Annotated in this window: 21 protein-coding genes; 13 read left to right on the top strand and 8 right to left on the bottom strand. The window is 68.3% G+C overall.

Going from position 1 to position 24,696, the window contains the following annotated elements; translation table 11 throughout:
• Positions 1-651, top strand: a complete 651-nt coding sequence (locus AB4Z27_RS00380) for an amino acid ABC transporter permease (protein WP_092294716.1) — start codon at positions 1-3, stop codon at positions 649-651.
• The gene (locus tag AB4Z27_RS00375) at positions 648-1,418 is read left to right on the top strand and encodes an amino acid ABC transporter ATP-binding protein (protein ID WP_092294718.1); all 771 of its coding nucleotides are present in this window, start codon (positions 648-650) and stop codon (positions 1,416-1,418) included. Before AB4Z27_RS00380 ends, AB4Z27_RS00375 begins: the two co-directional genes overlap by 4 nt.
• Before the next feature lie 54 nt (positions 1,419-1,472).
• Here the strand turns inward: AB4Z27_RS00375 and AB4Z27_RS00370 are convergent, their stop codons facing one another.
• Positions 1,473-1,820 carry a hypothetical protein gene (locus tag AB4Z27_RS00370; RefSeq protein WP_441643724.1) on the bottom strand — a complete coding sequence of 116 codons (348 nt, stop codon included), beginning with the start codon at positions 1,818-1,820 and terminating at the stop codon, positions 1,473-1,475.
• A gap of 256 nt (positions 1,821-2,076) precedes the next feature.
• Between AB4Z27_RS00370 and AB4Z27_RS00365 the strand changes: the two genes are divergently transcribed.
• The 6 genes from AB4Z27_RS00365 to AB4Z27_RS00340 all read left to right on the top strand — a co-directional run bounded on the left by AB4Z27_RS00365 (position 2,077) and on the right by AB4Z27_RS00340 (position 9,611).
• Complete coding sequence (locus AB4Z27_RS00365; protein ID WP_092294720.1) at positions 2,077-2,487, top strand: auxiliary protein of the heavy metal cation-transporting efflux system HmyCBA; 411 nt, start codon at positions 2,077-2,079, stop codon at positions 2,485-2,487.
• A 240-nt stretch (positions 2,488-2,727) separates the two neighbouring features.
• The gene (locus AB4Z27_RS00360; protein ID WP_092295093.1) at positions 2,728-4,170 is read left to right on the top strand and encodes a TolC family protein; all 1,443 of its coding nucleotides are present in this window, start codon (positions 2,728-2,730) and stop codon (positions 4,168-4,170) included.
• A gap of 2 nt (positions 4,171-4,172) precedes the next feature.
• The gene (locus tag AB4Z27_RS00355) at positions 4,173-5,345 is read left to right on the top strand and encodes an efflux RND transporter periplasmic adaptor subunit (RefSeq protein ID WP_441643723.1); all 1,173 of its coding nucleotides are present in this window, start codon (positions 4,173-4,175) and stop codon (positions 5,343-5,345) included.
• 6 nt (positions 5,346-5,351) lie between these two features.
• Entirely contained in the window at positions 5,352-8,468 is a 3,117-nt protein-coding gene (locus AB4Z27_RS00350; protein WP_092294724.1) for an efflux RND transporter permease subunit, read from the top strand.
• A gap of 107 nt (positions 8,469-8,575) precedes the next feature.
• Positions 8,576-8,944 (top strand): DUF2880 domain-containing protein, encoded by a 369-nt coding sequence (locus AB4Z27_RS00345; protein ID WP_143093892.1) that lies wholly within the window; start codon positions 8,576-8,578, stop codon positions 8,942-8,944.
• Between the two features lie 169 nt (positions 8,945-9,113).
• Entirely contained in the window at positions 9,114-9,611 is a 498-nt protein-coding gene (locus tag AB4Z27_RS00340) for a DUF1579 domain-containing protein (RefSeq protein ID WP_092294728.1), read from the top strand.
• Between the two features lie 31 nt (positions 9,612-9,642).
• Here the strand turns inward: AB4Z27_RS00340 and AB4Z27_RS00335 are convergent, their stop codons facing one another.
• Complete coding sequence (locus AB4Z27_RS00335) at positions 9,643-9,942, bottom strand: hypothetical protein (protein ID WP_255370816.1); 300 nt, start codon at positions 9,940-9,942, stop codon at positions 9,643-9,645.
• Between the two features lie 283 nt (positions 9,943-10,225).
• Between AB4Z27_RS00335 and imuA the strand changes: the two genes are divergently transcribed.
• From imuA to AB4Z27_RS00315, 4 genes are all read left to right on the top strand, one after another.
• Positions 10,226-11,119 (top strand): translesion DNA synthesis-associated protein ImuA, encoded by an 894-nt coding sequence (imuA, locus tag AB4Z27_RS00330; RefSeq protein ID WP_441643722.1) that lies wholly within the window; start codon positions 10,226-10,228, stop codon positions 11,117-11,119.
• Positions 11,046-12,626, top strand: a complete 1,581-nt coding sequence (locus tag AB4Z27_RS00325; RefSeq protein ID WP_092294732.1) for a Y-family DNA polymerase — start codon at positions 11,046-11,048, stop codon at positions 12,624-12,626. Before imuA ends, AB4Z27_RS00325 begins: the two co-directional genes overlap by 74 nt.
• Positions 12,627-12,656: 30 nt before the next feature.
• Positions 12,657-16,142 carry an error-prone DNA polymerase gene (locus AB4Z27_RS00320; protein WP_441643721.1) on the top strand — a complete coding sequence of 1,162 codons (3,486 nt, stop codon included), beginning with the start codon at positions 12,657-12,659 and terminating at the stop codon, positions 16,140-16,142.
• Between the two features lie 124 nt (positions 16,143-16,266).
• Positions 16,267-16,692 carry a phasin family protein gene (locus AB4Z27_RS00315; RefSeq protein ID WP_092294736.1) on the top strand — a complete coding sequence of 142 codons (426 nt, stop codon included), beginning with the start codon at positions 16,267-16,269 and terminating at the stop codon, positions 16,690-16,692.
• Between the two features lie 52 nt (positions 16,693-16,744).
• On the opposite strand, the gene AB4Z27_RS00310 is transcribed toward AB4Z27_RS00315, so the two are convergent.
• From AB4Z27_RS00310 to AB4Z27_RS00295, 4 genes are all read right to left on the bottom strand, one after another.
• Positions 16,745-17,587 carry a class II glutamine amidotransferase gene (locus tag AB4Z27_RS00310; protein WP_441643720.1) on the bottom strand — a complete coding sequence of 281 codons (843 nt, stop codon included), beginning with the start codon at positions 17,585-17,587 and terminating at the stop codon, positions 16,745-16,747.
• A gap of 107 nt (positions 17,588-17,694) precedes the next feature.
• On the bottom strand, positions 17,695-18,180 hold the full coding sequence (locus AB4Z27_RS00305; RefSeq protein WP_092294740.1) for a DUF4440 domain-containing protein: 486 nt from the start codon (positions 18,178-18,180) through the stop codon (positions 17,695-17,697).
• Between the two features lie 128 nt (positions 18,181-18,308).
• Positions 18,309-20,672 (bottom strand): cytochrome P450/oxidoreductase, encoded by a 2,364-nt coding sequence (locus tag AB4Z27_RS00300; RefSeq protein WP_441643719.1) that lies wholly within the window; start codon positions 20,670-20,672, stop codon positions 18,309-18,311.
• Between the two features lie 10 nt (positions 20,673-20,682).
• On the bottom strand, positions 20,683-21,672 hold the full coding sequence (locus AB4Z27_RS00295; RefSeq protein WP_092294743.1) for a Bug family tripartite tricarboxylate transporter substrate binding protein: 990 nt from the start codon (positions 21,670-21,672) through the stop codon (positions 20,683-20,685).
• 102 nt (positions 21,673-21,774) lie between these two features.
• Here AB4Z27_RS00295 and AB4Z27_RS00290 point away from each other — a divergent pair, with 102 nt between their 5' ends.
• Positions 21,775-22,599, top strand: a complete 825-nt coding sequence (locus AB4Z27_RS00290; protein ID WP_441592782.1) for an IclR family transcriptional regulator — start codon at positions 21,775-21,777, stop codon at positions 22,597-22,599.
• A 33-nt stretch (positions 22,600-22,632) separates the two neighbouring features.
• Here the strand turns inward: AB4Z27_RS00290 and AB4Z27_RS00285 are convergent, their stop codons facing one another.
• Positions 22,633-23,346, bottom strand: coding sequence for a glutathione S-transferase N-terminal domain-containing protein (locus AB4Z27_RS00285; RefSeq protein WP_441643718.1), 714 nt, complete (start codon positions 23,344-23,346; stop codon positions 22,633-22,635).
• Between the two features lie 150 nt (positions 23,347-23,496).
• The gene (locus AB4Z27_RS00280; RefSeq protein ID WP_092294749.1) at positions 23,497-24,693 is read right to left on the bottom strand and encodes an amino acid aminotransferase; all 1,197 of its coding nucleotides are present in this window, start codon (positions 24,691-24,693) and stop codon (positions 23,497-23,499) included.
• Positions 24,694-24,696 lie beyond the last annotated feature (3 nt).

Here is a 24,696-nt window from a genome sequence, read left to right as displayed (position 1 = left end):
ATGGGCGAGCTATTCCTCCGTTCGCTGCCACTGCTCAAGGACGCCGTCCTGATGACGCTGTTCCTGGGGCTCGGCGCGTTCACGCTCGGGTCGATCCTCGGCCTGCTGCTGGCCCTCGCCCGGCTCTCCCGCTTCGTTGCACTGCGGGCATTGGCCTTCGCTTACGTGTCGGTTTTCCGGGGCACGCCGCTGCTCGTACAGATCCTGCTGCTCTATTTCGGATTGCCGCACTACGGTGTGACGCTCGACCCGATTCCCGCTGCACTGCTTGCACTCACGCTGTTTGCCGCGGCCTATCTGAGCGAGAACTTCCGGGCGGGTATCGGCGCGGTGGACAAGGGCCAATGGGAAGCCGCGATGTCGCTCGGCATGGGGTACTGGAAGGCCATGTCGCGCGTGATCCTGCCGCAGGGTCTTCGCATTGCCATTCCGCCCGTGGGCAGCCGCATGATCGCCCTGATCAAGGATACCTCGCTGGCGTCGACGATCACGGTGGTGGAATTGACCCGGGTCGCCGAGCAGGTCGGCGCGACCACCTTCCGGTACATGGAAATGTTCCTGATGGTCGGGCTTATCTATTGGGTAGTGAACCAGATCCTGACGATCCTGCAGACAGTGCTGGAAAGCAGGGCGTCGAAGCGTTATCTATGAACAATACGGAAGCAACAATCTGCGTACGTGGCCTGACCAAATCATTCGGTGGAACGCCGGTACTCCTTGGCGTCGACTTCAGCGTCGCCAAGGGCGAGGTCGTCGTGATCATGGGACCCTCCGGGTCTGGCAAGACCACGCTGTTGCGCTCGCTGAACTTTCTCGAGCAGCCCGACGCCGGATCCATACGGGTCTGCGGCACGGAAGTCGAGTGCTTTCCGAATCGGGAGCTCTCGCGCGAGAACAGGAAGCGGATCGCCGCGATCCGCCAGCGATCCGCGATGGTGTTTCAGTCGTTCAACCTCTTCCCGCATCGCACGGTTATCGAGAACGTGATCGAAGGCCCGGTGAGTGTCAAGAAGGTCGACCGCAAGGTGGCCATGACACGGGGAATGGCGCTGCTGGAGCGTGTAGGGTTGAGTGCCAAGGCCAATGAGTATCCGTCACGCCTGTCCGGTGGCCAGAAGCAGCGCGTGGCCATTGCACGCGGCCTGGCCATGGATCCCGATGTGATCCTGTTCGATGAGCCAACGTCCGCACTCGACCCCGTGCTCCGCGAGGATGTGCTCGTAGTCATGCGCGAACTGGCGCGGGAAGGCATGACGATGCTGGTGGTGACACACGAGGTGCGTTTCGCTCAGGACGTGGCTGACCGCGTCGTATTCATGGAAGGTGGCGTGGTAGTGGAAGATGCGCCTCCGCAGCAGTTCTTCCGCGGCAACGACAATCCTGGCGTGCAACGGTTTCTGAATCTCATTGCGAGTTGAGCCGGCGCTGGCCGCGACACGCGGGAGGAGATCGACCCGCCAGGCGCCGCCAGCTCAGGGCTTTCTCCCCTTGACCGCCCCTGCCTTCACCTTCCACCSCGAAAACACCACATCCAGACACTCCAAAGACGTACACGCATCCCGCTGCTTGCGGAACGCCGCCACATCCGCGTCCGTAATCTTCTGCTCCCGCAGCAACCGCTGCTGGTCCGCGAAGATCCGGCGGTAGCCCATGGATAGCAGCGCGTGGTCGCAGATCAGGCGGTGGGCGGGGAGGGCGGTGGCGGCCAGGGCGGGGTCGCAGTCGAGGTCGATGCCTTCGGCGTGGGCGGCGAGGGTGCCGGTGGCGAGGCTCAGGAAAATGGTCAGCCGGATCAGCGATCTACGGAAAATTCGATGCATATGACGATGGCGGCGCGTGCGTGCGCCGGCGCGCTGCGGGTTCCAAAGCGGCGATCGTAGCACCGCTGCGGGGGATGACCGCGGGCATCGGGGCGACGGTCTTAGGGGAACTACTACCCCGTCTGACCAGTCAATTGTTGCGTTCGGTTACAATGCTGTACCGCAGCAACGCCGGTACTGGTGCGTGTTCTGCAAGAACCCCAGCGCCGTCCCGGTGCGTGCCCCCAATCGCCCCAACGCCCATCGCGCCCCCGTTTTGAGACGTTTCATCCTCTTCGTGCTGACTGCCCTGTGCTTGTCCGCGCTGTCCTTTACGGCAGCGGCGGGTGCGCTCGCGGGCACGCCGAAGGTGGAGGCGGCCATGCCGGACTATGACGCGATGCTGGCAACCGGTGACGACCTCGCCCAGATCGTCCTGCCCGGCGATGCCGCGCTGGAGGCCGAGGCGCTGTTCGACAACGCGCCGCCGCCCGGCTACTGCAATATCTGGTCGGCCGATCTGCTCGACCCGCTGGACCTGCTCGATGAAATCGAGGAATCCAGCGCGCTGTTCGATCTCCCCGACATGAAACTGGCCCAGTCGATCGACGACGTGGCGCCCATCCTGCCGGGACGCTCCGCGTCCCAACCGGACGGCCTGTTCCGGCCGCCCAATCTCCTCGCCTGATCTCCCGGGCCACCCCGCGCGCTGTCTCTGACACGGTCGCCTCTGTCTTCATGGCATTGAGCGACTACTCTTAACCAGCCGTCCGTCGTCCCGTCCATTGCCCCTGAGCGCCCCCAAGCGTCCGTGATCCGAGCCGTCACGGCGTGATGCCATGCAGGTCCTCTCGCGCCCGCCGCAGCCGAGGACGCGCCTGGCCATCGTGGCGGCGTCGGGCAGTTGTATCGCTCGATTGATTCCGACATGACTATCAATAAAACGCTGACCTGGGTCGCGTCGCTATCGCTGGTAGCGGCGCCGGCAATGGCCGCGCAGCCTGTGCCCGGTGGCTCCGCCGCCGCGCCCAAGGTGGCGCAGTCCGCCACCACCAAGCCTGCCGCGCCGTCCGGCCCCGTGACGCTGCCGCGCGCCGCCTCACCGGCCACGATGGCCGCTGCCGACAGCTTCGACCTGCCTTACCTGCTCTCGCTGGCCCAGTCCACCAACAAGGGCGTGGAGGCCGCGCAGGCCAATGTCGATGCCGCGTCCGCGGCCATCAGCACCGCGCGGGCCTATCCGAATCCTCAGGTCGAAGTGATGTACGGTCGACTTCACGGCAAGGAGGCCGGTGTCGCCAGCGGCAACGCGCCGTCCTACGCCTTCGTCCAGAAGTTCGACTATCCGCAGCAGCGCAGCCTGCGCCAGGAGATGGCCGGACGCGGGTTCGAAGCCTCGCAGGCCGTGCGCCAGGGGTTCCGCAGCGACCTCTCCGCGCGCGTGAAGACCTCGTACTACCAGGTGCTGCGCCGCGAGACCGAGCTGGCCGCCGCGCAGGAAGACCTGTCCCTGATGCGCCAGATCCATTCCCGCGCCAAGGTGCGTGTGGACGTGGGCGAAGCGCCGCGCTACGAGCTGATCAAGGCCGAGACCGAACTGCTGGCCGCCCAGAAGACGCTCCAGACCACCGAGCTGCGCGTCGAGCAGGCCAAGACCGCGCTGCGCCAGCAGGTGGGCGGGGCGCTGCCGTCGAACTTCCGCCTGACCGGCACCCTGGGCAACGCGCCGGATGTGCCGAACCTGCCCGTGCTGCGCGACACCATGCAGGCCGGCAACGCGGAACTGGCCCAGCGCCGCATGGAGCTGGAGCGCGCCCGGCTGGGTGTGGACTACCAGCGCTCGCTGCGCTGGCCGGAAGTGGCCGTGCGTGCCAGCACGGATCGCCAGCCCGACAACAACGTGTCGCAGATCGGCCTGGTCATGACGATTCCGCTGTGGGACCGCCGCAGCGGCCCGGTGGGCGAGGCGGCGGCGCAGGCCACCCAGGCCCGCACCGCGCTGGAGGCGCGCGAGTTCGAGCTGAACCAGGAGCTGGAAACCGCCTACCGCCAGTACGAGATCACCCAGGCGCAGGTCACGGCGCTGGAGTCCGGCATCGTGCGCGAGGCCGAGTCCGCGCTGGGCGTGGCCGAGGCCGCCTACCGCTTCGGCGAGCGGGGCATTCTCGACTACCTGGACGCGCAGCGCGTGCTGCGCAACGCCCGCAGCGAACTGATTTCCGCGCAGTACGAACTCCAGGTTGCCGCCATCCAGATTGAAAAGCTTATGTCGACCGCCCCCGGCACCGCTGCCGGTGTCGCACCCGGTGCGCCCGGTGCACCCGCTGCGCCGTCGATGTCCGACTCCCCGAATCCGCCGACTCCGAACTGATCATGCGCCCCCATCATCCCTATCGTCCACGTGGCCTGCTTTCCCTGATCGCCGCCGCGGTCATGCTGATGGCCGTGGCCGGCTGCTCCGATAAACCCGAGCCGACCGCCGAGGCGCCCAAGTTGCCGCCCGGCATCGTCAAGCCCGAAGAGAACCTCCAGAAAACGCTGAAGGTGGCGCCCGTCGCCACGTCCCCGTTCAGCGAGATGCTGCGCGTGTCCGGCCGCATCGATTTCGACGAACAGCGCGTGTCGCGCATCGGCGCCAGCGTGACCGGCCGGGTGACCGACCTGTACGGCATCCTCGGCCAGGAGGTCAAGGCCGGCCAGGTGCTCGCCCGCCTGCACAGCAGCGAGCTGGGCGCCGCCCAGATGGCCTTCCTGAAGGCCGAGGCGCAGAGCACGCTGCAGGCCCGCAATGCCGAGCGCGCGCGCCAGCTGTTTGCCGCCGACGTGATCGGCCGCGCCGAACTGCAACGCCGCGAGAGCGAATACGCCATCGCCGCCGCCGAGATGCGCGCCTACCGCGACCAGCTGCGCGTGCTCGGCATGTCCGCGGCGTCGATYGCCACGCTGGCCAARAGCGGCAGCATCGACTCGTACTCGCCGGTCTACTCCAGCATCCAGGGCACCGTGGTGGAGCGCAACGTGGCCCAGGGCCAGGTGGTGCAGCCCGCCGACGCGCTCTACACCGTGGCCGACCTCTCGCACGTCTGGGTARTCGCCGAGGTGCCCGAGCAGCAGGCCGCCCAGGTGGCCGAGGGCCAGAGTGTCGATATCGATGTGCCGTCGGTGGCCAATGGCGCCGGCCGCATCACGGGCAAGCTGATCTACGTCGGCCGCACCGTGAACCCGCAGTCGCGCACGGTGCTGGTGCGCACGGAACTCGAGAACAAGGAAGGGCGCCTGAAGCCCGCCATGCTGGCCAGCATGCTGATTGCAGGCAAGCCGGTGGACCAGCTCGTGGTGCCGGAGTCCGCCGTGGTGCGCGATGGCAACGACGAGCAGGTCTACGTGGAGACCTCCCCGGGCCAGTACCGCATCACCAAGGTCAAGCTCGGCGCCGAGAGCGACGGCATGCGCGTGGTGCAGGGCGGCATCAAGCCGGGCGACCGCGTGGTCGTGGAGGGCGCGTTCCATCTGGACAATGAACGCAAGCGCCTGGAACAGGGGTAAGCGGCCATGATGACATCCCTAGTTGAAGCCGCTATCAAACAGCGGCTGGTGGTGTGCGTGATTGCCGTGGTGTTGTTCTTCTTCGGCCTGCGCGCTGCCAGCAAGCTGTCGGTCGATGCGTTCCCGGACGTGACCAACGTCCAGGTGCAGATCGCCACCGAAGCCACCGGGCGCTCGCCAGAGGAGGTGGAGCGCTTTGTCACGGTGCCCATCGAAATGTCGATGACCGGCCTGCCCGGCCTCGAGGAAATGCGCTCGCTGAACAAGGCGGGCCTGTCGCTGATCACGCTGGTGTTCACGGAGAAGACCGACGTCTACTTCGCGCGCCAGTTGGTGATGGAGCGGCTGATCGAGGTGGGCGGGCGCATGCCGGCGGACGTGACGCCGGTGCTCGGCCCCGTTTCCACGGGCCTGGGCGAGGTCTACCAGTACACGCTGGATCGCGCCGAYGAYGGCAACCGCGAACTGACGCAGGARGAGCTGGCCGAGCGCCGCATCGCCCAGGACTGGGTGGTGCGGCCGCTGCTGCGCTCGATCCCCGGCGTGGCGGAAATCAACTCGCAGGGCGGCTACGTGCGGCAGTACCAGGCACTGGTCAACCCGGAGCGGATGCGCCACTACGGGGTCAACATCCAGCAGGTCTACCAGGCGCTGGCGCGCAACAACGCCAACTCGGGCGGCGGCGTGCTGCCGCACTATGCCGAGCAGTACCTGATTCGCGGCGTGGGCCTGGCCAAGGGCGTGGACGACATCGGCAGCATCGTGCTGAAGGAGGTCAACGGCACGCCGGTCTACCTGCGCGACGTGGCGCAGGTGACCATCGGCCACGAGGTGCGACAGGGCGCGCTGGTCAAGAACGGCCAGACCGAGGCCGTGGGCGGCATCGTGATGATGATGCGCGGCGGCAACGCCAAGGAAGTGGTCAGCCGCGTGAAGGCCCGCGTGGCCGAGATCAACGACCGCGGCATGCTGCCCGGCAAGCTGCAGATCGTGCCGTACTACGACCGCAGCGAACTGGTGGACGCCGCGCTCTGGACCGTAACCAAGGTGCTGCTCGAAGGCGTGGTGCTGGTGGTGATCGTGCTGTTCCTGTTCCTTGGGGACGTGCGCTCGTCGGTGATTGTGCTGGCCACGCTGGTGCTCACGCCATTGATGACGTTCATCGTCATGAACAAGGTGGGGCTGTCGGCCAACCTGATGTCGCTCGGGGGGCTGGCCATCGCCATCGGCCTGATGGTGGATGGCTCCGTGGTGGTGGTGGAGAACGCGTTCGAGCGGCTGGGCCACGCCGAGAAATCGGGGCTGACCCGCACCGAGATCCTCGTCAAGGCGGTGCAGGAGGTGGCCACGCCGGTGATCGTGGGGGTAGGCATCATCATCCTGGTGTTCCTGCCGCTGATGACGCTGTCCGGCATGGAAGGCAAGATGTTCGCGCCGCTGGCTTTCACGATCTCGATTGCGCTGGCGATCTCGCTGTTCCTGTCGCTGACGCTGTCGCCGGTGCTGTCCGCCTACCTGCTCAAGGGCGGCGCCGAGCATGACACCAAGCTCATCGCGTTCATGAAGCGCAACTACCTGCGYATGCTGCACTGGGCGCTGCAGAACAGCAAGACCACCGTGCTGTCGGCGGTGGGGCTGTTCGTCGCGACGATCCTGATCGTGCCGCTGCTGGGTACCTCGTTCATCCCCGAGATGAAGGAGGGCTCCATCGTGCCCGCCATCGACCGTGTGCCGAACATCTCGCTGGAGGAGTCGATCAAGCTCGAGAAGATGGCCAACAAGCTGGTGCTGGAGGTGCCGGGCGTGAAGTCCGTGGTGTCCGGCGTGGGTCGGGGCGAGAGCCCGGCGGACCCGCAGGGCCAGAACGAGTCCACCCCCATCGCCAGCCTGAAGCCGCGCGACGAGTGGCCGGACGGCTGGACTCAGGACGACATCGCCAACGCCATCCGCGAGAAGCTCAAGGCCATTCCAGGCGTGCAGGTCGTGATGGCGCAGCCGATCTCGGACCGCGTGGACGAGATGGTCAGCGGCGTGCGTTCCGACGTGGCGGTGAAGATCTTCGGCGATGACCTTGACAAGCTGCGCGAGCTGGCCGGCGAGATCGCGCGCGTGGCGGGCGGCATCCAGGGCTCGCAGGACGTGCGGATCGAGCGGATCTCGGGCCAGCAATACCTGTCGATCGAGATCGACCGGCAGGCGATTGCGCGCTACGGGCTGAACGTGTCGGACATCCACGACATCATCGAGATTGCCATCGGCGGCAAGCGCGCCACGGACATCTTCGAGGGCGAGCGCCGCTTCGCGGCGGCGGTGCGCCTGCCCGAGGACTTCCGTGACAACGTGCAGGCCATTCGCCAGCTATTGGTGCCGGCGCCGGGCGGCGTGCAGGTGCCGCTGGAGTCCGTGGCCAAGATCGAGGTCAGCGACGGCCCGGCGCAGATCAGCCGCGAAATGGCCAAGCGCCGCGTGGTGGTGATGATCAACGTGAAGGACCGCGACCTGGGCGGCTTCGTGGCCGAACTCCAGAGCGCGGCCGAGAGCAAGGTCAAGCTGCCCGAGGGCTACTACTTCGAGTGGGGCGGCCAGTTCCAGAACATGGAGCGCGCCATGGGCCACCTGAAGATCATCGTGCCGATCACCATCGCCGCGATTTTCTTCCTGCTGTTCCTGCTGTTCAACTCGCTGCGCTTTGCCACGCTGATCATCACGGTGCTGCCGTTCGCGTCAATCGGCGGGATCATCGGGCTGTTCGTGACGGGCGAGTACCTGTCCGTGCCGGCGTCCGTGGGCTTTATCGCGCTGTGGGGCATGGCGGTGCTGAACGGGGTGGTGCTGGTGTCGTACATCCGCACGCTGCGCGAGTCGGGCATGTCGCTGCGCAACGCGGTGGTGCGCGGCGCTACGCAGCGTTTCCGCCCGGTGATGATGACCGCGACGATCGCCATGCTGGGCCTGGTGCCGTTCCTGTTCTCGACCGGACCSGGCTCCGAGGTGCAGCGTCCGCTGGCCGTGGTGGTGATTGGSGGCCTGATCACCTCCACGCTGCTGACGCTGGTGATGGTGCCGGTGCTGTACCGCTGGTTCGACGACAGCAAGCCGGAGCCGCGCGACATGTCGGTGTAGGCGCGGTATGACGTTGGCCCTGACGTTGACCCCTGACGTCGCAGTACAATGACGGCCGGCCGGCACGCCACGCGTGTCGGCCGTTTTTCGTTTTTCGGAGGGATTCCATGACGTTGCCGGTTTCACGGCAGGGGCGCCGCATGCTGGTGGCGCTGGCTGCTGCCACGCTCTCGACCTTCGCCTTCGCTACCGAGGCGCCCGTCAATATCGAACTGGGCCAGCGCGGCGGACGCCCCGAGGCACCCGAGGCACCCGTGGCCTGCATGGAGGCCGTCAAGGCCAGGCTGCCGAACCCCGACCGCTTCCGCTGGGTGCGCGGCACCACGCGGCGCGTGGCGGAGGACTTCTACAGCGTGGTCGGCAACGTCGAGTTCGTGAACCAGGCCGGCGAGACGCGCAAGGGCGACGCCCAGTGTGATGTCATGCGCGCGCCCGGCAACCAGTTCATCGTGCCGAAGGTACGGCTGCCCCAGTAAATACAAGGGTTTGCGAGCCGCCAAGATGACAATGCTGTCATCTTGGCGGCTTTTTCATTGGCGCGTCTTTACACGTACGGGACCATCTCCTAAGCTCTTGTGTACGCTGTACACAAATAGGCAGCGACATCATCGACTGAATCAAACCGATCAACAGGAGACCGTTGCAATGCAGACCGAAACGACCAACGAACACCGCTGGCTGCAGAAGCTGGTGGGCAAATGGATGGCCGAAGGCGAGGCGGTGATGGGGCCGGACACCCCGCCGCAGAAGTGGAAGATTCCCGAACAGGTGGGCGCCGTGGGCGACCTCTGGGTGCAGGGCCGCTCCGAGGGCGAGATGCCCGGCTGCGGGCAGGCCGTCACGGTGATGACGCTGGGCTATGACCCCACGCGCAAGCATTTCGTGGGCACCTTCATCGGGTCGATGATGACCCATATGTGGATCTACGAGGGTGACCTCGAGGCCGATGGCCGCACGCTGACGCTGCGCGCCGATGGCCCGACCTTCACGCCGGAAGGCAAGCTGGTGCCGGGCAAGACCTCGAAATTCCGCGACGTGATCGCCTTCCAGGACGATGACAACCGCACGCTGACCTCATTCATGCAGGGCGATGACGGCGAATGGATGCAGATCATGCAGGCGCGGTATCGGCGGGAGAAGTAGGGCGCGGGGAGGGGCGTCGAAGCCGGACGCCTCAGACCCGGTCCAGTTCGTCGCTGTTCCACCAGGCGTCCAGCAGGGGCTGGAAGCGGTTGTCGGGCGCGGGCGGTATGCGCGTGCTCTTGCGCGCGGGCGGCAGTTCGCGCCCCGTCAGCTGGTAGTAGACGGCAGCCGGCAGGGTGCCCGGGCCGTAGGGCACATGGTCGATCACGCTCATCTGCCGCGCGGCCTTCAGCGCCCGGGTGGTCTCCTCCGGGGACAAGCCGCTGGCGTCAGCCAGCGCGTCGCGGCGCAGCGGACCCTCGCGCTGCAAACCGGCGATCAGAAGATGCACACATTGACGTGTATTCCGTTTCATAGGGGCGCATTTTTCCGCACCTGCCCCGCGCTGCACAATCCGGATTGACATTTGTTTGCAATCCGCCACGTCGTTTCGTGGCAGTTGCCCCACTGTAGTGGGAGATGTGGGGCCTTTTGGGCCACTTTTCGCCCAACGAGGCGGCGCGCGTTCCACTTCGGCCATGCCCCTCTTGCGCCGGCGTCGATACTGTATAAACATACAGTAATCGTCAATCTTCCGATGGCGCACGCCCGCCGCGTGTGCCGAATTCATCACCATGACTGCGCCCCCGCACATCCTGCCTGCCGAGGAGGATGGTGCGTCTCCACTGCCTTCGCCTCCCGATCCCGTGCCCGATCACCGGGCCTCGGTGGCCGAACTCGAGCATCGCTACCCCGGSCTGTGGCGCGCCGGGCAACTGGGCCATGCCGGCCGGCTGCCCGTGTGCCCGAGCGGCTATGACGCGCTGGCGCAGGAGYTGCCCGGCGGGGGCTGGCCCGCTGGCGCGGTCACCGAACTGCTGCTCGCCCACGATGGCGTGGGCGAACTGCGSYTGCTGATGCCGGCGTTGCGCACGCTGGCCGCGGCGGGGCGGCGCCTGGCGTTCGTCAATCCGCCTTATCTGCCGAATGCCGCTGGGCTGGCGGGGCTGGCCGGCCTGCCTGCGCGACAGCTCTACTGGGTGCGGCCGCCGGCGGCCACCCCGCCGGCCTCGCGCCGCACGGACATGCTCTGGGCGGCCGAGCAGATGCTGCGCAGCCAGGCGTTCGGCGCSGTGCTGGTGTGGCTCGGCATCGCACGGCCCGAGGCGCTGCGCCGGCTTCAGGTGCTGGCCCAGGCCGGCGATACCGTGGTCTGGGTGCTGCGGCCCCTGCGCGTGCTCCAGGAATCGTCGCCGGCCGTGCTGCGGCTGGCGCTGTCGCCGTTGCCCGGCAACATGCTGTCGATTGCCTTCCACAAGCGCCGTGGCCCCGTGCGGGACGCGCCGCTGCAACTGTCGCTGGGCGGCATGGCGCACGTGCCCGCACGCGTCGCCACGCCCGTCAYTCCCACCGCTCCTGTCACTCCCACCGCGCCTTCCGTGGTGCCCCCTCATCATGCTGCCGACGTTCTGGATCGCGGTGCATCTGCCGCGCCTGCCGCTGGACGCGCTGCAACCGAGCTGGCCTGAGGCCGCCGGTGCGCCGTCCGTCCCCGCCTCCGGCACGCTGCAACAGGCGCTGCCCGTGGCGGTGATGGCGCACGAGCGCGTGGTGCTGGCCAACGGCCCGGCCGTGGCCCTCGGCGTGGCGTTCGGCATGCGGCGCGGCGGCGTGCAGGCGCTGTCGGCGGAGGTCGTGCAACTGGAGCGCAGCCTCCCGGCCGAAGAGGCGTTGATGACCGACGTGGCGCTGACGCTGCTCCACTTCACGCCGGCCGTGACGATCGACCCGGATGCCGAATCGGCCACCGTGATGCTCGACGTCACCGCCAGCCTGCGCCTGTTCGGCGGGCACCGCGCGCTGTGCCGTGCCATCCGCGCGCGGGTGCGGCAGCTCGGCACGTTCGCGCAACTGGGCTGCGGCACCACGGCGCAGGGCGCGGCCTGGCTCGCCCGGCAGCCGCTGCGCCGGACGCGGCGCGGGATCGTGCGGCCCGCGCGCCGCGCCATCCAGCCTGCCCGCATGACGCGCCTGCTCGATGCCCTGCCCGTGGCGTGCCTGCAGACGCTGGCCGATCCGGGCTGGCTCGAGGGCGTGGGCTGCCGCACGCTGGGGCAGGTGAGGCAGTTGCCGCGCGCGGGGCTGTCGCGCCGCATCGGCACGGCACTGCTGGCGCGGCTCGATCAGGCTTACGATCAGGCGCCGGCCGGCTTTGCATGGTTCGAGGCGCCGCCTGCCTTCGCGCAGCGGATGGAGCTGCCGGGGCGCATCGAAGCGGCCGACGGGGTGCTGGCCGGCGCGCAGCGGCTGCTGCTGGCGCTGTCCGGCTGGCTGGCGGCGCAGCAGGCCGGCGTTACGCGCTGCGTGCTGGTGCTGGAGCACGAGCGCTACCGGCTGGGCGAGGACATGGACAGCACGCTGGTGCCGCTGGGCCTGGCGCAGCCCAGCCGGGACCCGGTGCATCTTTCCAGGCTGCTGCGCGAGAAGCTCGACAAGGTGCGCTTCCACGCGCCCGTGGGCGGCCTGGCGCTGCGCGTGGAGGCGATGGAGACCTGCCTGCCGCAGAGCGATTCGTTGTTCCCGGAGCCCGGCGCGGCGCCGGCCGAACTGGGCCGGCTGATCGATACGCTGATGGCCCGCCTCGGCCGCGACAACGTGCTGCAGCCTCGCCCGCTGGCCGACCATCGCCCCGAATGCGCCAACCAGTGGGGCCCKGTGGACGAGCCGCCGCCCCGCGCGCCCGCCACCGGCACGCTGCCGCCCGAACGGCCGCTGTGGCTGCTGGAGGCGCCCCGGCCGCTGCGCGTGCAGCGGCACCGGCCCGTCTACGAAGGCCCGCTGGTCATGCTCACCCGCCCCGAGCGCATCGAAGCCGGCTGGTGGGATGGCGGACTGGCCACGCGCGACTATTTCATCGCCGAACGGGCGGACGGGCTGCGCTGCTGGGTCTATCGCGAGCGCCCCGGCCATCCCACCCGCAGCGGGCAGGAAGAGGGCGGCGAATACCGCTGGTTCCTGCACGGGCTGTTCGCCTGATTTCGCCTGAATATTCCTGACGTTTTCCCCATGCTGTCGTCGCTTCCTGGCCTCTCCTCGCTGCTGCCCTCGCTGCCCGATTACGCGGAGCTGCACTGTGTGTCGAACTTCACGTTCCTCACCGGCGCCTCGCATCCGCAGGAACTGATCGCGCGCGCATTCCAGCTCGGCTACAGCGGGCTGGCGCTGACCGACGAGTGCTCGGTGGCGGGCACGGCGCGCGCGCATCACGCCATCAAGGTGCTGCGCGAGGAGATGTGGGAGGCCGTGGCGCGCAGCGCCCGCCGGCTGGCGGCGGGGCAGGCGGACGGCGAGTTCGATGATGCCGAGCTGGTCCATGCCTTCACACCCGATGGAATGGAGGGGATGGACGATGTGGACGACATGGAGGAGGGCGACCCCGACGCCTTGCCGCTCATCGGCGACCACCCGGACGACGACCCCGATGCCGCCGCGCACCGCCACCGCGTGCTGGAGGCGCGCGCCGCCGCCGCCGATGCGTTCAACGTGATCCTCGGCAGCCGCTTCACGCTGACGGCCTCCCCCGGGCAGCCCCCCGAGCCCTATGCCATGCCCATGCCGCCCCCGCGCCTGCTGCTGCTGGCGCAGAACCGCGAGGGCTTCGGCAATCTCTGCGAGTTCATCACGCTGGGCCGCACGCGCGCGGAGAAGGGCAGCTATCTGCTGTATCCGTCCGACCTCGCCAGCCCCGAGCCGGATCAGGCGCACTTGCGCGGCATGCCCGATTGCCTCGCCATCCTGCTGCCCGACTACTGCGCCGATCCCGATGTGCTGCGCGCGCAGGCGCTGTGGTGCCGGGAGACGTTCGGCACGCGCGTGTGGATCGCGCTGGAACTGCTGCAGGGCCATGCCGAGGCGCTGCAYCGCACCCGGCTCCAGGCCGTGTCGGCGGAAACCGGCGTGCCGCTGGTGGCGGCGGGCGCCGTGACSATGCACGTGCGCTCACGCAAGCCGCTGGCCGACGTGCTGACCGCCATCCGGCTCGGCCAGCCGCTGCCCGCCTGCGGCATGGCGCTGGCGCCCAATGCCGAGGCGCACCTGCGCATGCGGCAGGTGGTGTCGCGGCTCTATCCGCGCGAGGCGCTGGCGCAGACGCTGAARATTGCCGATCAGTGCCGGTTCTCGCTGGACACGCTGCGCTACGAATACCCCGAGGAACTGGTGCCCGACGGCGAGACGCCGATCAGCTACCTGCGCAAGGAGGTGGAGCGGGGCAGCCGCGAGCGCTTTCCGCACGGCATGGAGCCCGAGTGGGAGGCGCAGCTTGAGGGCGAACTCGAACTGATCGAGGAAAAGCACTACGAGCCGTTCTTCCTGACCGTGCACGACATCGTGCGCTTCGCGCGCCAGCGCGGCATCCTGTGCCAGGGCCGGGGCTCGGCCGCCAACTCGCTGGTCTGCTACTGCCTGCATATCACCGAGGTGAGCCCGGAGCAGGCCAACCTGCTGTTCGGCCGATTCCTCTCGCGCGAGCGCGACGAGCCGCCCGATATCGACGTCGATTTCGAGCACCAGCGGCGCGAGGAGGTGATCCAGTACATCTACGAGAAGTACGGCCGGCATCGGGCCGCGCTGGCGGCGTCGCTGATCACCTATCGCTCCCGTAGCGCGCTGCGGGACGTGGGGCGCGCGCTCGGCATCGACCCGAGCGTGGTGGAGCAGGTGGTCAAGGGCCAGGCGTGGTGGGATGGCGGCACGGCGTTCCTGGAGCGCATTACGSGCTACGGCCTGGACCCCGACTCCCCGGCCGTGCGGCAATGGGCGAGCCTGACCGAGCAGCTGCGCGGCTTTCCGCGCCATCTGTCGCAGCACGTGGGCGGCTTCGTGATCGCGCGGCACAAGCTGTCGCGGCTGGTGCCGATCGAGAACGCGGCCATGGCCGACCGCAGCGTGATCCAGTGGGACAAGGACGACCTCGAATCGCTGGGGCTGCTCAAGGTGGATGTGCTCGCGCTCGGCATGCTCACCGCCATCCGGCGCGCGCTGGCGATGATCCCGAATCCCGAGCCCGAGCGGGCCGGGCTGCCGTGCCGCATGGAAGACCTGCCCGAGACCGACGACGCCACCTACGACATGATCTGCAAGGCGGATACCGTGGGTGTGTTCCAGATCGAGTCGCGCGCGCAGCAGTCGATGCTGCCGCGCCTGCAGCCGCGCAAATATTACGATCTCGTGGTGGAGGTGGCCATCGTGAGGCCGGGACCGATCCAGGGCGGCATGGTGCACCCCTACCTCAAGCGGCGCGAGGCGCTGCGCCGCACCGGCAAGCTGCCGACCTACTTCAACGACGTGATCCGCCGCGTGCTGGGCCGCACGCTGGGCGTGCCGATCTTCCAGGAGCAGGTGATGCAGCTCGCCATCGACGCGGCCGGTTTCACGCCGGGGCAGGCAGACCAACTGCGCCGCTCGATGGCGGCGTGGCGGCGGCGCGGCGATCTCAAGAAGCACCAGGATGCGCTGGTGCGCGCGCTGACCACGCGCGGCTATCCCGAGTCCTTCGCGCTGGCCATCTGCAAGCAGATCGAGGGGTTTGGCGAGTACGGCTTCCCGGAGAGCCACGCGGCGAGCTTCGCGAAGCTGGTCTACGTGAGCGCGTGGCTCAAGTGCCATCATCCCGATGCCTTCCTGTGCGGCCTGCTGAACAGCCACCCGATGGGCTTCTATTCGCCGTCGCAACTGGTGCAGGACGCGCGCCGGCATGACGTGGTGACGCAGCCCGTGGACGTGACCGTCAGCGGCTGGGAGAGCGCGCTGGAGGCCCGCCGCCCCGGCCAGCGCTACCGCGACGTGCGGCTGGGGCTGGGCCGCGTGCGCGGCATGCGCGAGGATGCCGCGCTGCGCATCGAGGCGGCGCGGGCCGAACGGCCGTTCGAGAGCGTGGAAGACCTGGCACGGCGCGCGGGGCTGGACAAGCACGACATCGACGTCCTGGCGGCGGCCGACGCGCTGGTGTCGCTGGCCGGCCACCGGCGCCAGGCGCGTTGGCTGGCGCGCGGCGCGGCGGTGCAGTCCGTGCACCGCGACCTGCTGCACGAGGCACCCCCGGCCGAAGCCGAGCTGCTGCTGCCCGAGCCGAAGATCGGCGAAGACGTGGCCGCCGACTACGCCAGCCTGGGGCTCTCCCTGAAATGCCACCCGCTGACCCTGCTGCGCCGCCGCCTGACGGCGCTCAAGTTCCTCACGGCGCAGCAGCTATCGCGGCTGGGCAACGGCCGCCGCGTGCGCGCGTGCGGCATCGTCACGGTGCGCCAGCGCCCCTCCACGGCCAACGGCACCATTTTTACCTCCATCGAGGACGAAACCGGGCCGATCAACGTGATCATCTGGCCCGACCTGGTGGAGCGGCAGCGCAAGGAGGTGCTCGGCGCCAAGCTGCTGGGCGTGATCGGCACCTGGCAAAGGCAGGGCGAGGTCAGGCACCTGGTGGCGCAGGAACTGGTCGACCTGAGCCCGCTGCTGGGCAAGCTGATGGCGGAGAGCCGGGATTTTCATTGAGGGATGGCCGGCGAGCATCGTATCCGTCGCCCGTAGCACCTACACTTAGGCAACCGCGCCGCGATCGGCCAGCACGATCTGCCCGGTTTTTCGGCTTTCCCCCACCTCAACGAGGAGATGCGTCATGGCAACATCGCCCAATCCGTTTACCGATTTCACCAAGTTGCTCGAACAGTACAAGCTGCCCGGCGTCGACATGACGGCGGTGATCGAAGCCCGGCGCAAGGATATCGACGCCATCACGGAGGCCAACAAGATTGCCTACGAAGGCATGCAGGCGCTGGTGCAAAAGCAGGCCGAGATCCTGAGCCAGAGCATGCAGGAGATTCAGGCCGCGGCCCAGAAGCTGACCGCAGGCGGCGATCCTGCCGCGGCCATGGCCCGGCAGGGCGAGTTCGTCCAGCAAGGCTTGCAGACGGCGTTCAACAACATGCGCGAACTGGCGGAAATGGCCCAGAAATCGCAAGCGGAAGCGCTGGCCGTGATGACCCAGCGCGCCGAGCAGAACATCGAAGAGGCCAAGCGGCTGATGAAAATGCCCGGGAAGTAAGCGACGGGTAACGACGATCCGGGCCCGGCCGGGGGTGCCCGCCCAGGCCCGCTCAGGCCCGCACCGGCAGCCGGGGCGTGAACCGCAGGTGCTGGATCTCGCCGCCCTTGCCCACCAGGATCGTGGCCTCGGGGATTTCCTCCCAGACGCCTTGCACGTCGATCAGGGGCTCGGACAGCACCAGAAAGGCGTCGTCGCCGGCGGCGATGATGCGCGGGTCTTCCGGATAGAGCGCCCGTAGCTGCCGGAACGAGGTGCTGTGGAACAGCGAGCGCGACGCGTTTTCGCTGGAATAGCGCACGGCCACGATCTGCTGGCCGTCCATGACGCAAACGGTCATGTTCAGCGGGTGCTCCACGTCGTGGCGATGCCCCACSTCCTCGATCAGGCCGGCCATCTGCTCCAGCGCGCCGCGCGGGTCGCGCTCCAGCCCGAACGTCAGCGCCAGGAAGAACATCACCTCGGAGTCGGTCGAACCCTCGATCCAGCGGAACAGATGCGGCGCCACCGCCATCATCAGGTCGCGCCGCACCAGCGGAAAGTCGCGGATCAGCCCGTTGTGGACGAACAGCCAGCGCCCGAAGCGGAACGGGTGACAGTTGGTTTCCTGGGTGGGCGTGCCGGTGGCCGCCCGGATATGAGCGACGAACAGSGGCGCCCGCACCGCCCGGGCGGCCTCGCGCAGGTTGGTGTCGCTCCACGCCGGGTGCAGGCCGCGATAGCGGAACGGCAACTCCGAATGCCGCCCGTACCAGCCCACGCCGAAGCCGTCGCCATTGGTCGTGGTGTGGCCCAGCCGGGAGTTCAGGCTCTGGTCGATCAGGGAGTGCTCGGGCTGGAACAACACAGCCTCGAGCGGGACGGAACGGCCGGAATAGGCCAGCCAGCGGCACATGGGGGCGTCTCCTGTGTGTGGGCTCTCCACTTCAGGATAGCAACTACGCGCGTGTTGTGACGGATGCGACCGATGGTAGTCGTGCTGCGGCGCAATATCGGGCCGCGTTAGGTCTTCTCCGGCATGGCCGACGAATGGTGGCTGGTGATCAGCCACTGCGTGCCGTCCCAGCGGTAGGTGTAGGTGTAGCGCGCCTTCACCGTGGCGCCGGTTCGGGCGAAGGTGAAGGTGTAGAGCCCGGCATCCACGGCGGTGTTGCAGCCGATTTCGATGGTGCGGAAGTCGATCTTGCCGGACGGCCCGCTCTGCAGGAAGTGGGTGAAGTAGTCCTCTTTCTCGGCCGGTGTCACGCGCGGCTTGTTGGACACCGTGGCCAGCAGGATCGATCGTTCCGCGTAGTTGGCCACCACCTTGCGGGGGTCGCCGGTCTGCAGGGAGCGGTTCCAGCGGTCGAACAGGGCCGAGATTTCCTGCTCGGAGGTCGCCTTGCAGTTCTCCGTGCGCGACGCCTGTGTGCTGCCGGGCGTACCCGGGCTCGTGGCGCAGCCGGCAAGCAGCAGGGCCAGCGCAGCAGCAATCTGGTAGCGCGCCATGACGGTCTCCTCAGGCCCGGGATTGAGCCTTGAATACTAGGCGTGGGCGCGGCAGGTAACGGCGCCGGGGCTGGCGAGTCTGTGCGGTAGCRCACGGATGGCGGGGGCGCCGGCCTTGACGTGGCGCGCTACARCTCCAGCACCAGCTTCCCGCCGCCCACCGCGCGCGAGCAGCAGGCCATCATCCGGCTGTTCGCCTCGCGTTCGCCGCGCGTGAGCACCACGTCGCGATGGTCGATCTGGCCCGCCAGCACGCGCACCTCGCAGGAGCCGCACAGGCCTTCCTCGCAATCGCTCTGCACGTCGATGTTGGCGCAGCGCAGCGCGGTGAGCAGCGTCTGGTGGGCGGGCACCTCCACTGTCAGGCCGGAATCCTTGAGTTCGACGGTGAACGGCTGTTCCCGCGACGGATCGAGCGTGCCGAGTGCCGAGACGAAGTGCTCCACGCGCAGCGCATCCTCCGGCCACGCGGCGCAGTGGTCTTCCAGCGCCGCGATCATGCGCGCCGGGCCGCAGGCGTAGATCTGCGTCTGCGGGTCGGGCGTGCCGAGCAGCGCGGCGAAGTCGGCGCGCTGGCCTTCGTCGCCCGCATGGACGTGCAGCCGGTTGCCATGCAGCGCGGCCAGTTCCTCGCGCAGGGCCATGCTGGCGCGCGAGCGGCCGCAGTAGTGGAACGTATAGTCGATGCCCAGGTCGCGGGCCCGCCGCGCCATCGCGCTGACCGGCGTCACGCCGATGCCGCCGGCGATGAAGATCGCCTTGCGGCAGCCCTCGTCGAGCCGGAAATGATTGCGCGGGCCACGAATGCGGAGCCGGTCTCCGGCGCGCAGCACGTCATGGACCCAGGCCGAGCCGCCCCGGCTATCGACCTCACGCAGCACGGCGATCTCGAAGGCGCCCGCGTCGGCCGGATCGCCGCACAGCGAATACTGGCGCGAAATCCCCGTATGGCCGCACTCCACGTCGATGTGCGCACCCGGCGCCCAGCGCGGCAGCACCTTGCCATCGGGCGCCACCAGCCGCAGCCGCACCACGTTGTCCGCCACGGGGTCGATCCGCTCTACCACCACAGTGCGGGCGATGGCTTGCCCGGAGGGCTCGCCAATCCGCACGGCGTCGCGCCAGGTCAGCACGGACGGATCGGTGCGCTCGGGATTGCGCGCCGGGTCCCATTCGACCCAGAGATGCTCCGGCCCCCGGAACGAGGTGTTCGGCACGTAGCTGAACGACTGCTCGGCCAGCCGCAGATGGGGCAGCCGGCGCGTCAGCTCCTCCAGAAAGACCTGCATCTCCATGCGCGCGAGGTTCTTGCCCATGCACTGGTGCGAGCCGTAGCCGAAGGTCAGCTGGTCGCTGGCATTGTCCCGGCGGATGTCGAACAGGTCCGCATCGGCGAAATGCCGTTCGTCGTGATTGGCGGACGAGGTGACGATCAGCAGCTTGCTGCCGGCCGGCAGGGCGATGCCGCCGACCTGCGCATCCCGCGTGACCAGCCTGCGCCAGGCCGCCACCGAGCCGTTGTGGCGCAGGCATTCCTCCACCGCATTGGGGATCAGCGCCGGGTCCGCGCAGATCTCGCGCCAGGCATCCGGGTGCTGGAGCAGCAGCTTGATCGCGTTGGCGGACGCATTGGCCGTGGTCTCGTGCGCCGCCACGATGCCCGCCATCATCATCGAATGGAGGTAGGAGTCGGTGACCACCTCGGGCAGCTCGCGCTGCTTGCGCAGGCCGTACTGCATCCAGCCGGGCGCGTCCGGGTTCTCGCGCATCTTGTCGAGGATCTTGCCGGCGAGCTGCCAGAAATTGCCTACCGCGTGCGCCACGGCCACCTGCTCCTCGGGCTTGGGGCGGCCCCAGGTGTTCACCGTATGGGCGATCGAATACTGGCGCAGCCGGTCCATGTCCTCTTCGGGCACGCCGAGGAAGTGCAGCGCCACGGTCAGGGGCACTTCCCAGAGCATCTGGTCGACCAGGTCAGCGCGTCCGCTGTCGATGAATCGATCGACGTATTCGCGCGTCAGTTGCCGCACCATCGGCTCATGGTGGGCCAGTTCGGCGGGCGTGAACGGCTCCATCAGCGCGCGGCGGCGCGGCATGTGGGCTGGCTCGTCCTCGTTGACCAGCGTGCGGTTCATCGCATAGCCRTAGGWGGCCAGCACCGCGTTGGCCKCGTCGCCCGTGGGCGTRATCTTCTCCAGGGCGATGGACGGGCTGAAGGTCAGGTTGTCCCGGAAGATCGCCTTGATGTCGTCATAGCGCGTAACCACCCAGTAGCCCAGCTTCGGGCTGTAGAACACCGGCTCCTGCTCGCGCGACCAGCGCACGTAGTCGGGCGGGTCCTGCTGGTAGCCGTCCTCGAACGGATCGAACGTGGCCGCGTGGGCGCTCACCGGGCAGCCGTTGGGCGCCCGCAGCGCGGTGTGGTCGATGGGACAACCGCCCGGACGGGCGGCGGCGGACGAGAAAGACGGGGGCGTGGCGGATGACGACATACWGCGAACCTCAGTTATCGAGCGTGATCTTCAGGTCGTGGATCAGCTTGGTCCAGCGCGCAATCTCGCTGCGCAGCAGCTCGCTGTATTGCGCCGGGGTGTTGCCGACCGGCTCCACGCCGAAATCGACCAGCTTCTTGTGGATAGCCGGCTCCTTGATGGCCGCCACCACCTGCTTGTTCAGCGTGGCGATCACCTCGGGCGGCGTGGCCGCCGGCACGACCATGCCGACCAGCGCGGCGGCTTCCACGTTCCGGTAGCCGAGTTCGGCGAAGGTCGGCACGTCCGGCAGTTGCGGCAGGCGCGTGGCGTTGGCCACGGCCAGCGGGCGCACCTTGCCGCCCTTGATGAAGCCGGCGCCGGCGGCGTAGTCGACCATCATCGCGGGAATCTGGCCGGCCGCCACGTCGGACAGCGCGGGCGCCGCACCGCGATACGGCGCGTGGGTCATGGTCAGCTGGGCCTCCACCTTGAGCAGTTCCATGGCCAGGTGGTGCGGGCTGCCGGCCCCGGCGGACCCGTAGTTCACGCCGCCCGGCGCGGCCTTGACCTGGGCGATGAACTCCTGCGCGGTCTTGGCGGTGGTGCCCGGCCCAACCACCAGGATCATCGGGAAGCGGCCCAGCAGCGTCACCGGCGCGAGGTCCTTGGCGGGGTTGTACGACAGCGTCTTGTAGAGCGCCGGGTTGAAGACCAGCGTGCCGTTATCGGCCGAGAGCACCGTGTAGCCATCGGCTGCCGCCCGCGCCGTCTCGGACGCGCCAATCGCCGTGTTGCCGCCCGGCTTGTTGTCCACCACCACGGGCTGGCCGACCTTGGCGGAGAGCCCCTGCCCGATGGTGCGGGCGAGGAAGTCCGAGCCGCCGCCAGCSGGGTAGGGCACGATCCAGCGGATCGGCTTGCTCGGATAGGCGTCGGCGGCGTGGGCCGAAGGGAAGGCAGCGGAAAACGCAAAGGTCAGGGATGCCGCGATGAGGCCGGCAGCGCGATGGCGGGGCATGGGTGCTTGTCTCCTTGGTATTTGGCCGGATAGTATGTGGCCTTGTTGTGCGTAAATCATATACGCAATGCGTAATCGTTGAATGGGGGTTAACCCAACGCCATGCCAGCCATACCCGACATTCCCGGGAGTCCTGAGCCCGAAGCCCGCCCCCGCGAACGCCGCCAGCGCGTGCAGGCCGCCGAGACCGGCATGGCCGTGCTCAAGGGGCTGGCGCGCCTGGGCGGCCGTGCCAGCCTGACGGCCATCGCGGCCCATATCGACGAAAGTCCGGCCAAGGTGCATCGCTACCTGGCGAGCCTGATCGAGGAAGGGCTGGTGGCGCAGGAGAGCGGCACGCAGCAGTACCACCTRGGGCTGGAGGCGCTCCAGATCGGGCTGGCCGCGATGCGGCAGTCCGACCCAATTCGGCTGGCCGAGGCGTCGCTGATCCGGCTGCGCGAGCGGCTGGAGATCACCTGTTTCATCTCGGTGATGGGCAACAAGGGGCCGACCATCGTCCGGTTCGAGGAACCGGCTCTGCCGGTGACCGTGAACGTGCGGGTGGGATCGGTGATGCCGCTGCTGTGGTCGGCCACGGGCCGCGTGTTCCTGGGTTTGCTCGACGACCAGCGCGTGCAGGCGCTGGCGGAGGCGGAACTGCAGGCGGCCACGCCGGAGCAGCGCGCGCTGCTTGACGCCCAGGACCCGCTCGGCCCGCTACGCGCGGCGGTGCGCGCCGATGGCTGCGCGGCCGTGCGCGATACCAATCTGAAGGGGATCAGCGCCGTGGCGGCGCCGGTGCGGGACTACACGGGGCGGGTGTGCGCGGTGCTGACCGCGCTGGGTGCCACGGGCGGCTTCGACCCATCGATCGACGGGCCGACCGGCCGCGCGGTGCGCGAGGAAGCGGCGGCGGTGAGCACCTTGCTGGGCTTCGCCGCCTGATTCCTGCCTGATTCCTGCGCCCGGGAAAGGGTCTTACTCGGGACGCTTGGGGATGTTCACCGCGCGCTGCACGGCGGGGCGGGCCAGGAAGGCGTCCAGCACACGGCGCACTTCGGTGAAGTCGTCGAATCCGACGAGGCTGCCGGCCTCGTAGAAACCGACCAGATTGCGCACCCACGGGAAGGTGGTCATGTCGGCAATCGTGTAGTCATCGCCCATGATCCACTGCCGGCCCTTGAGCCGCTCGTTGAGCACGCCCAGCAGCCGGCGCGACTCCGCGACGTAGCGGTCACGCGGCCGCTTGTCCTCGTAGTCCTTGCCGGCGAACTTGTGGAAGAAGCCGATCTGGCCAAACATCGGCCCGATGCCGCCCATCTGGAACATCACCCACTGAATCGTCTCGTAGCGGGCCGCCGGGTCCGTGGACATGAACCTGCCGGTCTTCTCGGCCAGGTAGATCAGGATCGCCCCCGACTCGAACAGCGCCAGCGGCTTGCCGCCCGGCCCATTCGGATCGAGGATCGCCGGGATCTTGTTGTTCGGGTTCAGCGACAGGAACTCGGGCGTGGTCTGGTCATCCTTGTCGAAACGCACCAGATGCGGCTCGTAGGGCAGGCCCAGCTCCTCCAGCATCAGCGAAACCTTGATGCCGTTGGGGGTGTTCAGCGAATACAACTGCAGGCGCTCGGGATGCTGCGCCGGCCACTTGCGGGTGATCGGGAAGGCGGACAAATCTGCTGCGGCCATGCACGGGCTCCTGTCGGAATCTTGGGAAGATCCGCGATRGTAAACCGGATGGCGGAATGCTGCCGGGGCGAATCCAGCGCACTCTAGAAAACAAAACAGGCCGCAAGAGCGGCCCGATCTGTTTCGCATGCTGCACAAGCGGAAAGGCTTTCACCCCTTCAACACGTCCCCGATCGCACTCGCCACCACCCCCACATTGCGCTCGTTCAGCCCCGCCACGCACATGCGGCCGGAACGGAGGATGTACACGCCGTGCTCGGCCTTCAGGCGTTCGACCTGATCGGCGGAGAGGCCGGTGTAGGTGAACATGCCGCGCTGGGTGATGTAGCGGGAGAGGGCCTCGCCGCTGACGTGGTCGCGCAGTTTGTCGTGGATGGCCTGGCGCATGTGGGCGATGCGCTCGCACATGGCGGCCAGTTCCTGCTCCCAGCTGGCGCGCAGGGCGGGCGTGGTCAGGACGCGGGCGACGACGCGGGCGCCGTGGGTGGGCGGGTTGCTGTAGTTGGCGCGCACGGCGCCGGTGAGCTGGCCCAGCACGCGGCTGGCTTCGTCGGCGCTCTGGCAGATCACGCTCAGGCCGCCGCAACGCTCGCCGTACAGCGAGAAGTTCTTCGAGAACGAGTTGGCCACCAGCGCCGGCACGTTCTGGCGGGCCAGTTCGCGCACGGCGAAGGCGTCGTCGTCGAGCCCCGCGCCAAAGCCCTGGTAGGCCATGTCCACGAAGGGCAGCAGCTTGCGCGCCTTGAGCACCGCGATGACCTGGCGCCACTGGTCCTGGTTCAGGTCCACGCCGGTCGGGTTGTGGCAGCAGGCGTGCAGCAGCACGATGCCACCTTGCGGAATGGCTTCGATGGCCGCGAGCATGGCGTCGAACTGCAGGCCGCCCGTGGCGGGGTCGTAGTACGGGTACGCATTGACCTGGAAGCCGGCGCGCTCGAAGACCACGCGGTGGTTCTCCCAGCTCGGGTCGCTGATCCACATCTGCGCGGTGGGGAAGTAGCGCTTCAGGAAGTCGGCGCCCACGCGCAGCGCGCCGGAGCCGCCCAGCGTTTGCACCGTGGCGACGCGGCCTTCGGCGCGGGCCGCGCAGTCTTCGCCGAACACCAGCGCCTGCACGGCCTGGCGGTAGCCGGGAATGCCGGCCATCGGCAGGTAGGGGCGCGGGCCCATGTCCGCGAGCAGCGCGGCTTCGGCTTCGGCCACGGCCTGCATCACCGGCAGGCGGCCTTCGCCGTCGAAATAGATGCCGATGCTCAGGTTGACCTTGTTGGTACGCGGGTCYTGCTGGAAGTCCTCGTTGAGCGAGAGGATCGGATCGCCCGGAAAGGCTTCGATGTGTTCGAACATGGG

The sequence above is a fragment of the Cupriavidus sp. KB_39 genome (assembly GCF_052114485.1).
In the GTDB taxonomy this organism is placed as follows: Bacteria; Pseudomonadota; Gammaproteobacteria; order Burkholderiales; family Burkholderiaceae; genus Cupriavidus.
The sequence above is the reverse complement of the archived record's forward strand: the minus strand, read 5'-3'. Positions and strand labels throughout refer to the sequence as shown.

What these genes read in the sequence shown, in the direction of transcription:
- AB4Z27_RS00380 (WP_092294716.1), top strand. Translation starts at nt 1, where the DNA reads ATGGGCGAGCTATTCCTCCGTTCGCTGCCACTGCTCAAGGACGCCGTC.
- AB4Z27_RS00340 (WP_092294728.1), top strand. Translation starts at nt 9,114, where the DNA reads ATGCAGACCGAAACGACCAACGAACACCGCTGGCTGCAGAAGCTGGTG.
- AB4Z27_RS00360 (WP_092295093.1), top strand. Translation starts at nt 2,728, where the DNA reads ATGACTATCAATAAAACGCTGACCTGGGTCGCGTCGCTATCGCTGGTA.
- AB4Z27_RS00375 (WP_092294718.1), top strand. Translation starts at nt 648, where the DNA reads ATGAACAATACGGAAGCAACAATCTGCGTACGTGGCCTGACCAAATCA.
- AB4Z27_RS00285 (WP_441643718.1), bottom strand. Translation starts at nt 23,346, where the DNA reads ATGGCCGCAGCAGATTTGTCCGCCTTCCCGATCACCCGCAAGTGGCCG.
- AB4Z27_RS00305 (WP_092294740.1), bottom strand. Translation starts at nt 18,180, where the DNA reads ATGGCGCGCTACCAGATTGCTGCTGCGCTGGCCCTGCTGCTTGCCGGC.
- AB4Z27_RS00345 (WP_143093892.1), top strand. Translation starts at nt 8,576, where the DNA reads ATGACGTTGCCGGTTTCACGGCAGGGGCGCCGCATGCTGGTGGCGCTG.
- AB4Z27_RS00315 (WP_092294736.1), top strand. Translation starts at nt 16,267, where the DNA reads ATGGCAACATCGCCCAATCCGTTTACCGATTTCACCAAGTTGCTCGAA.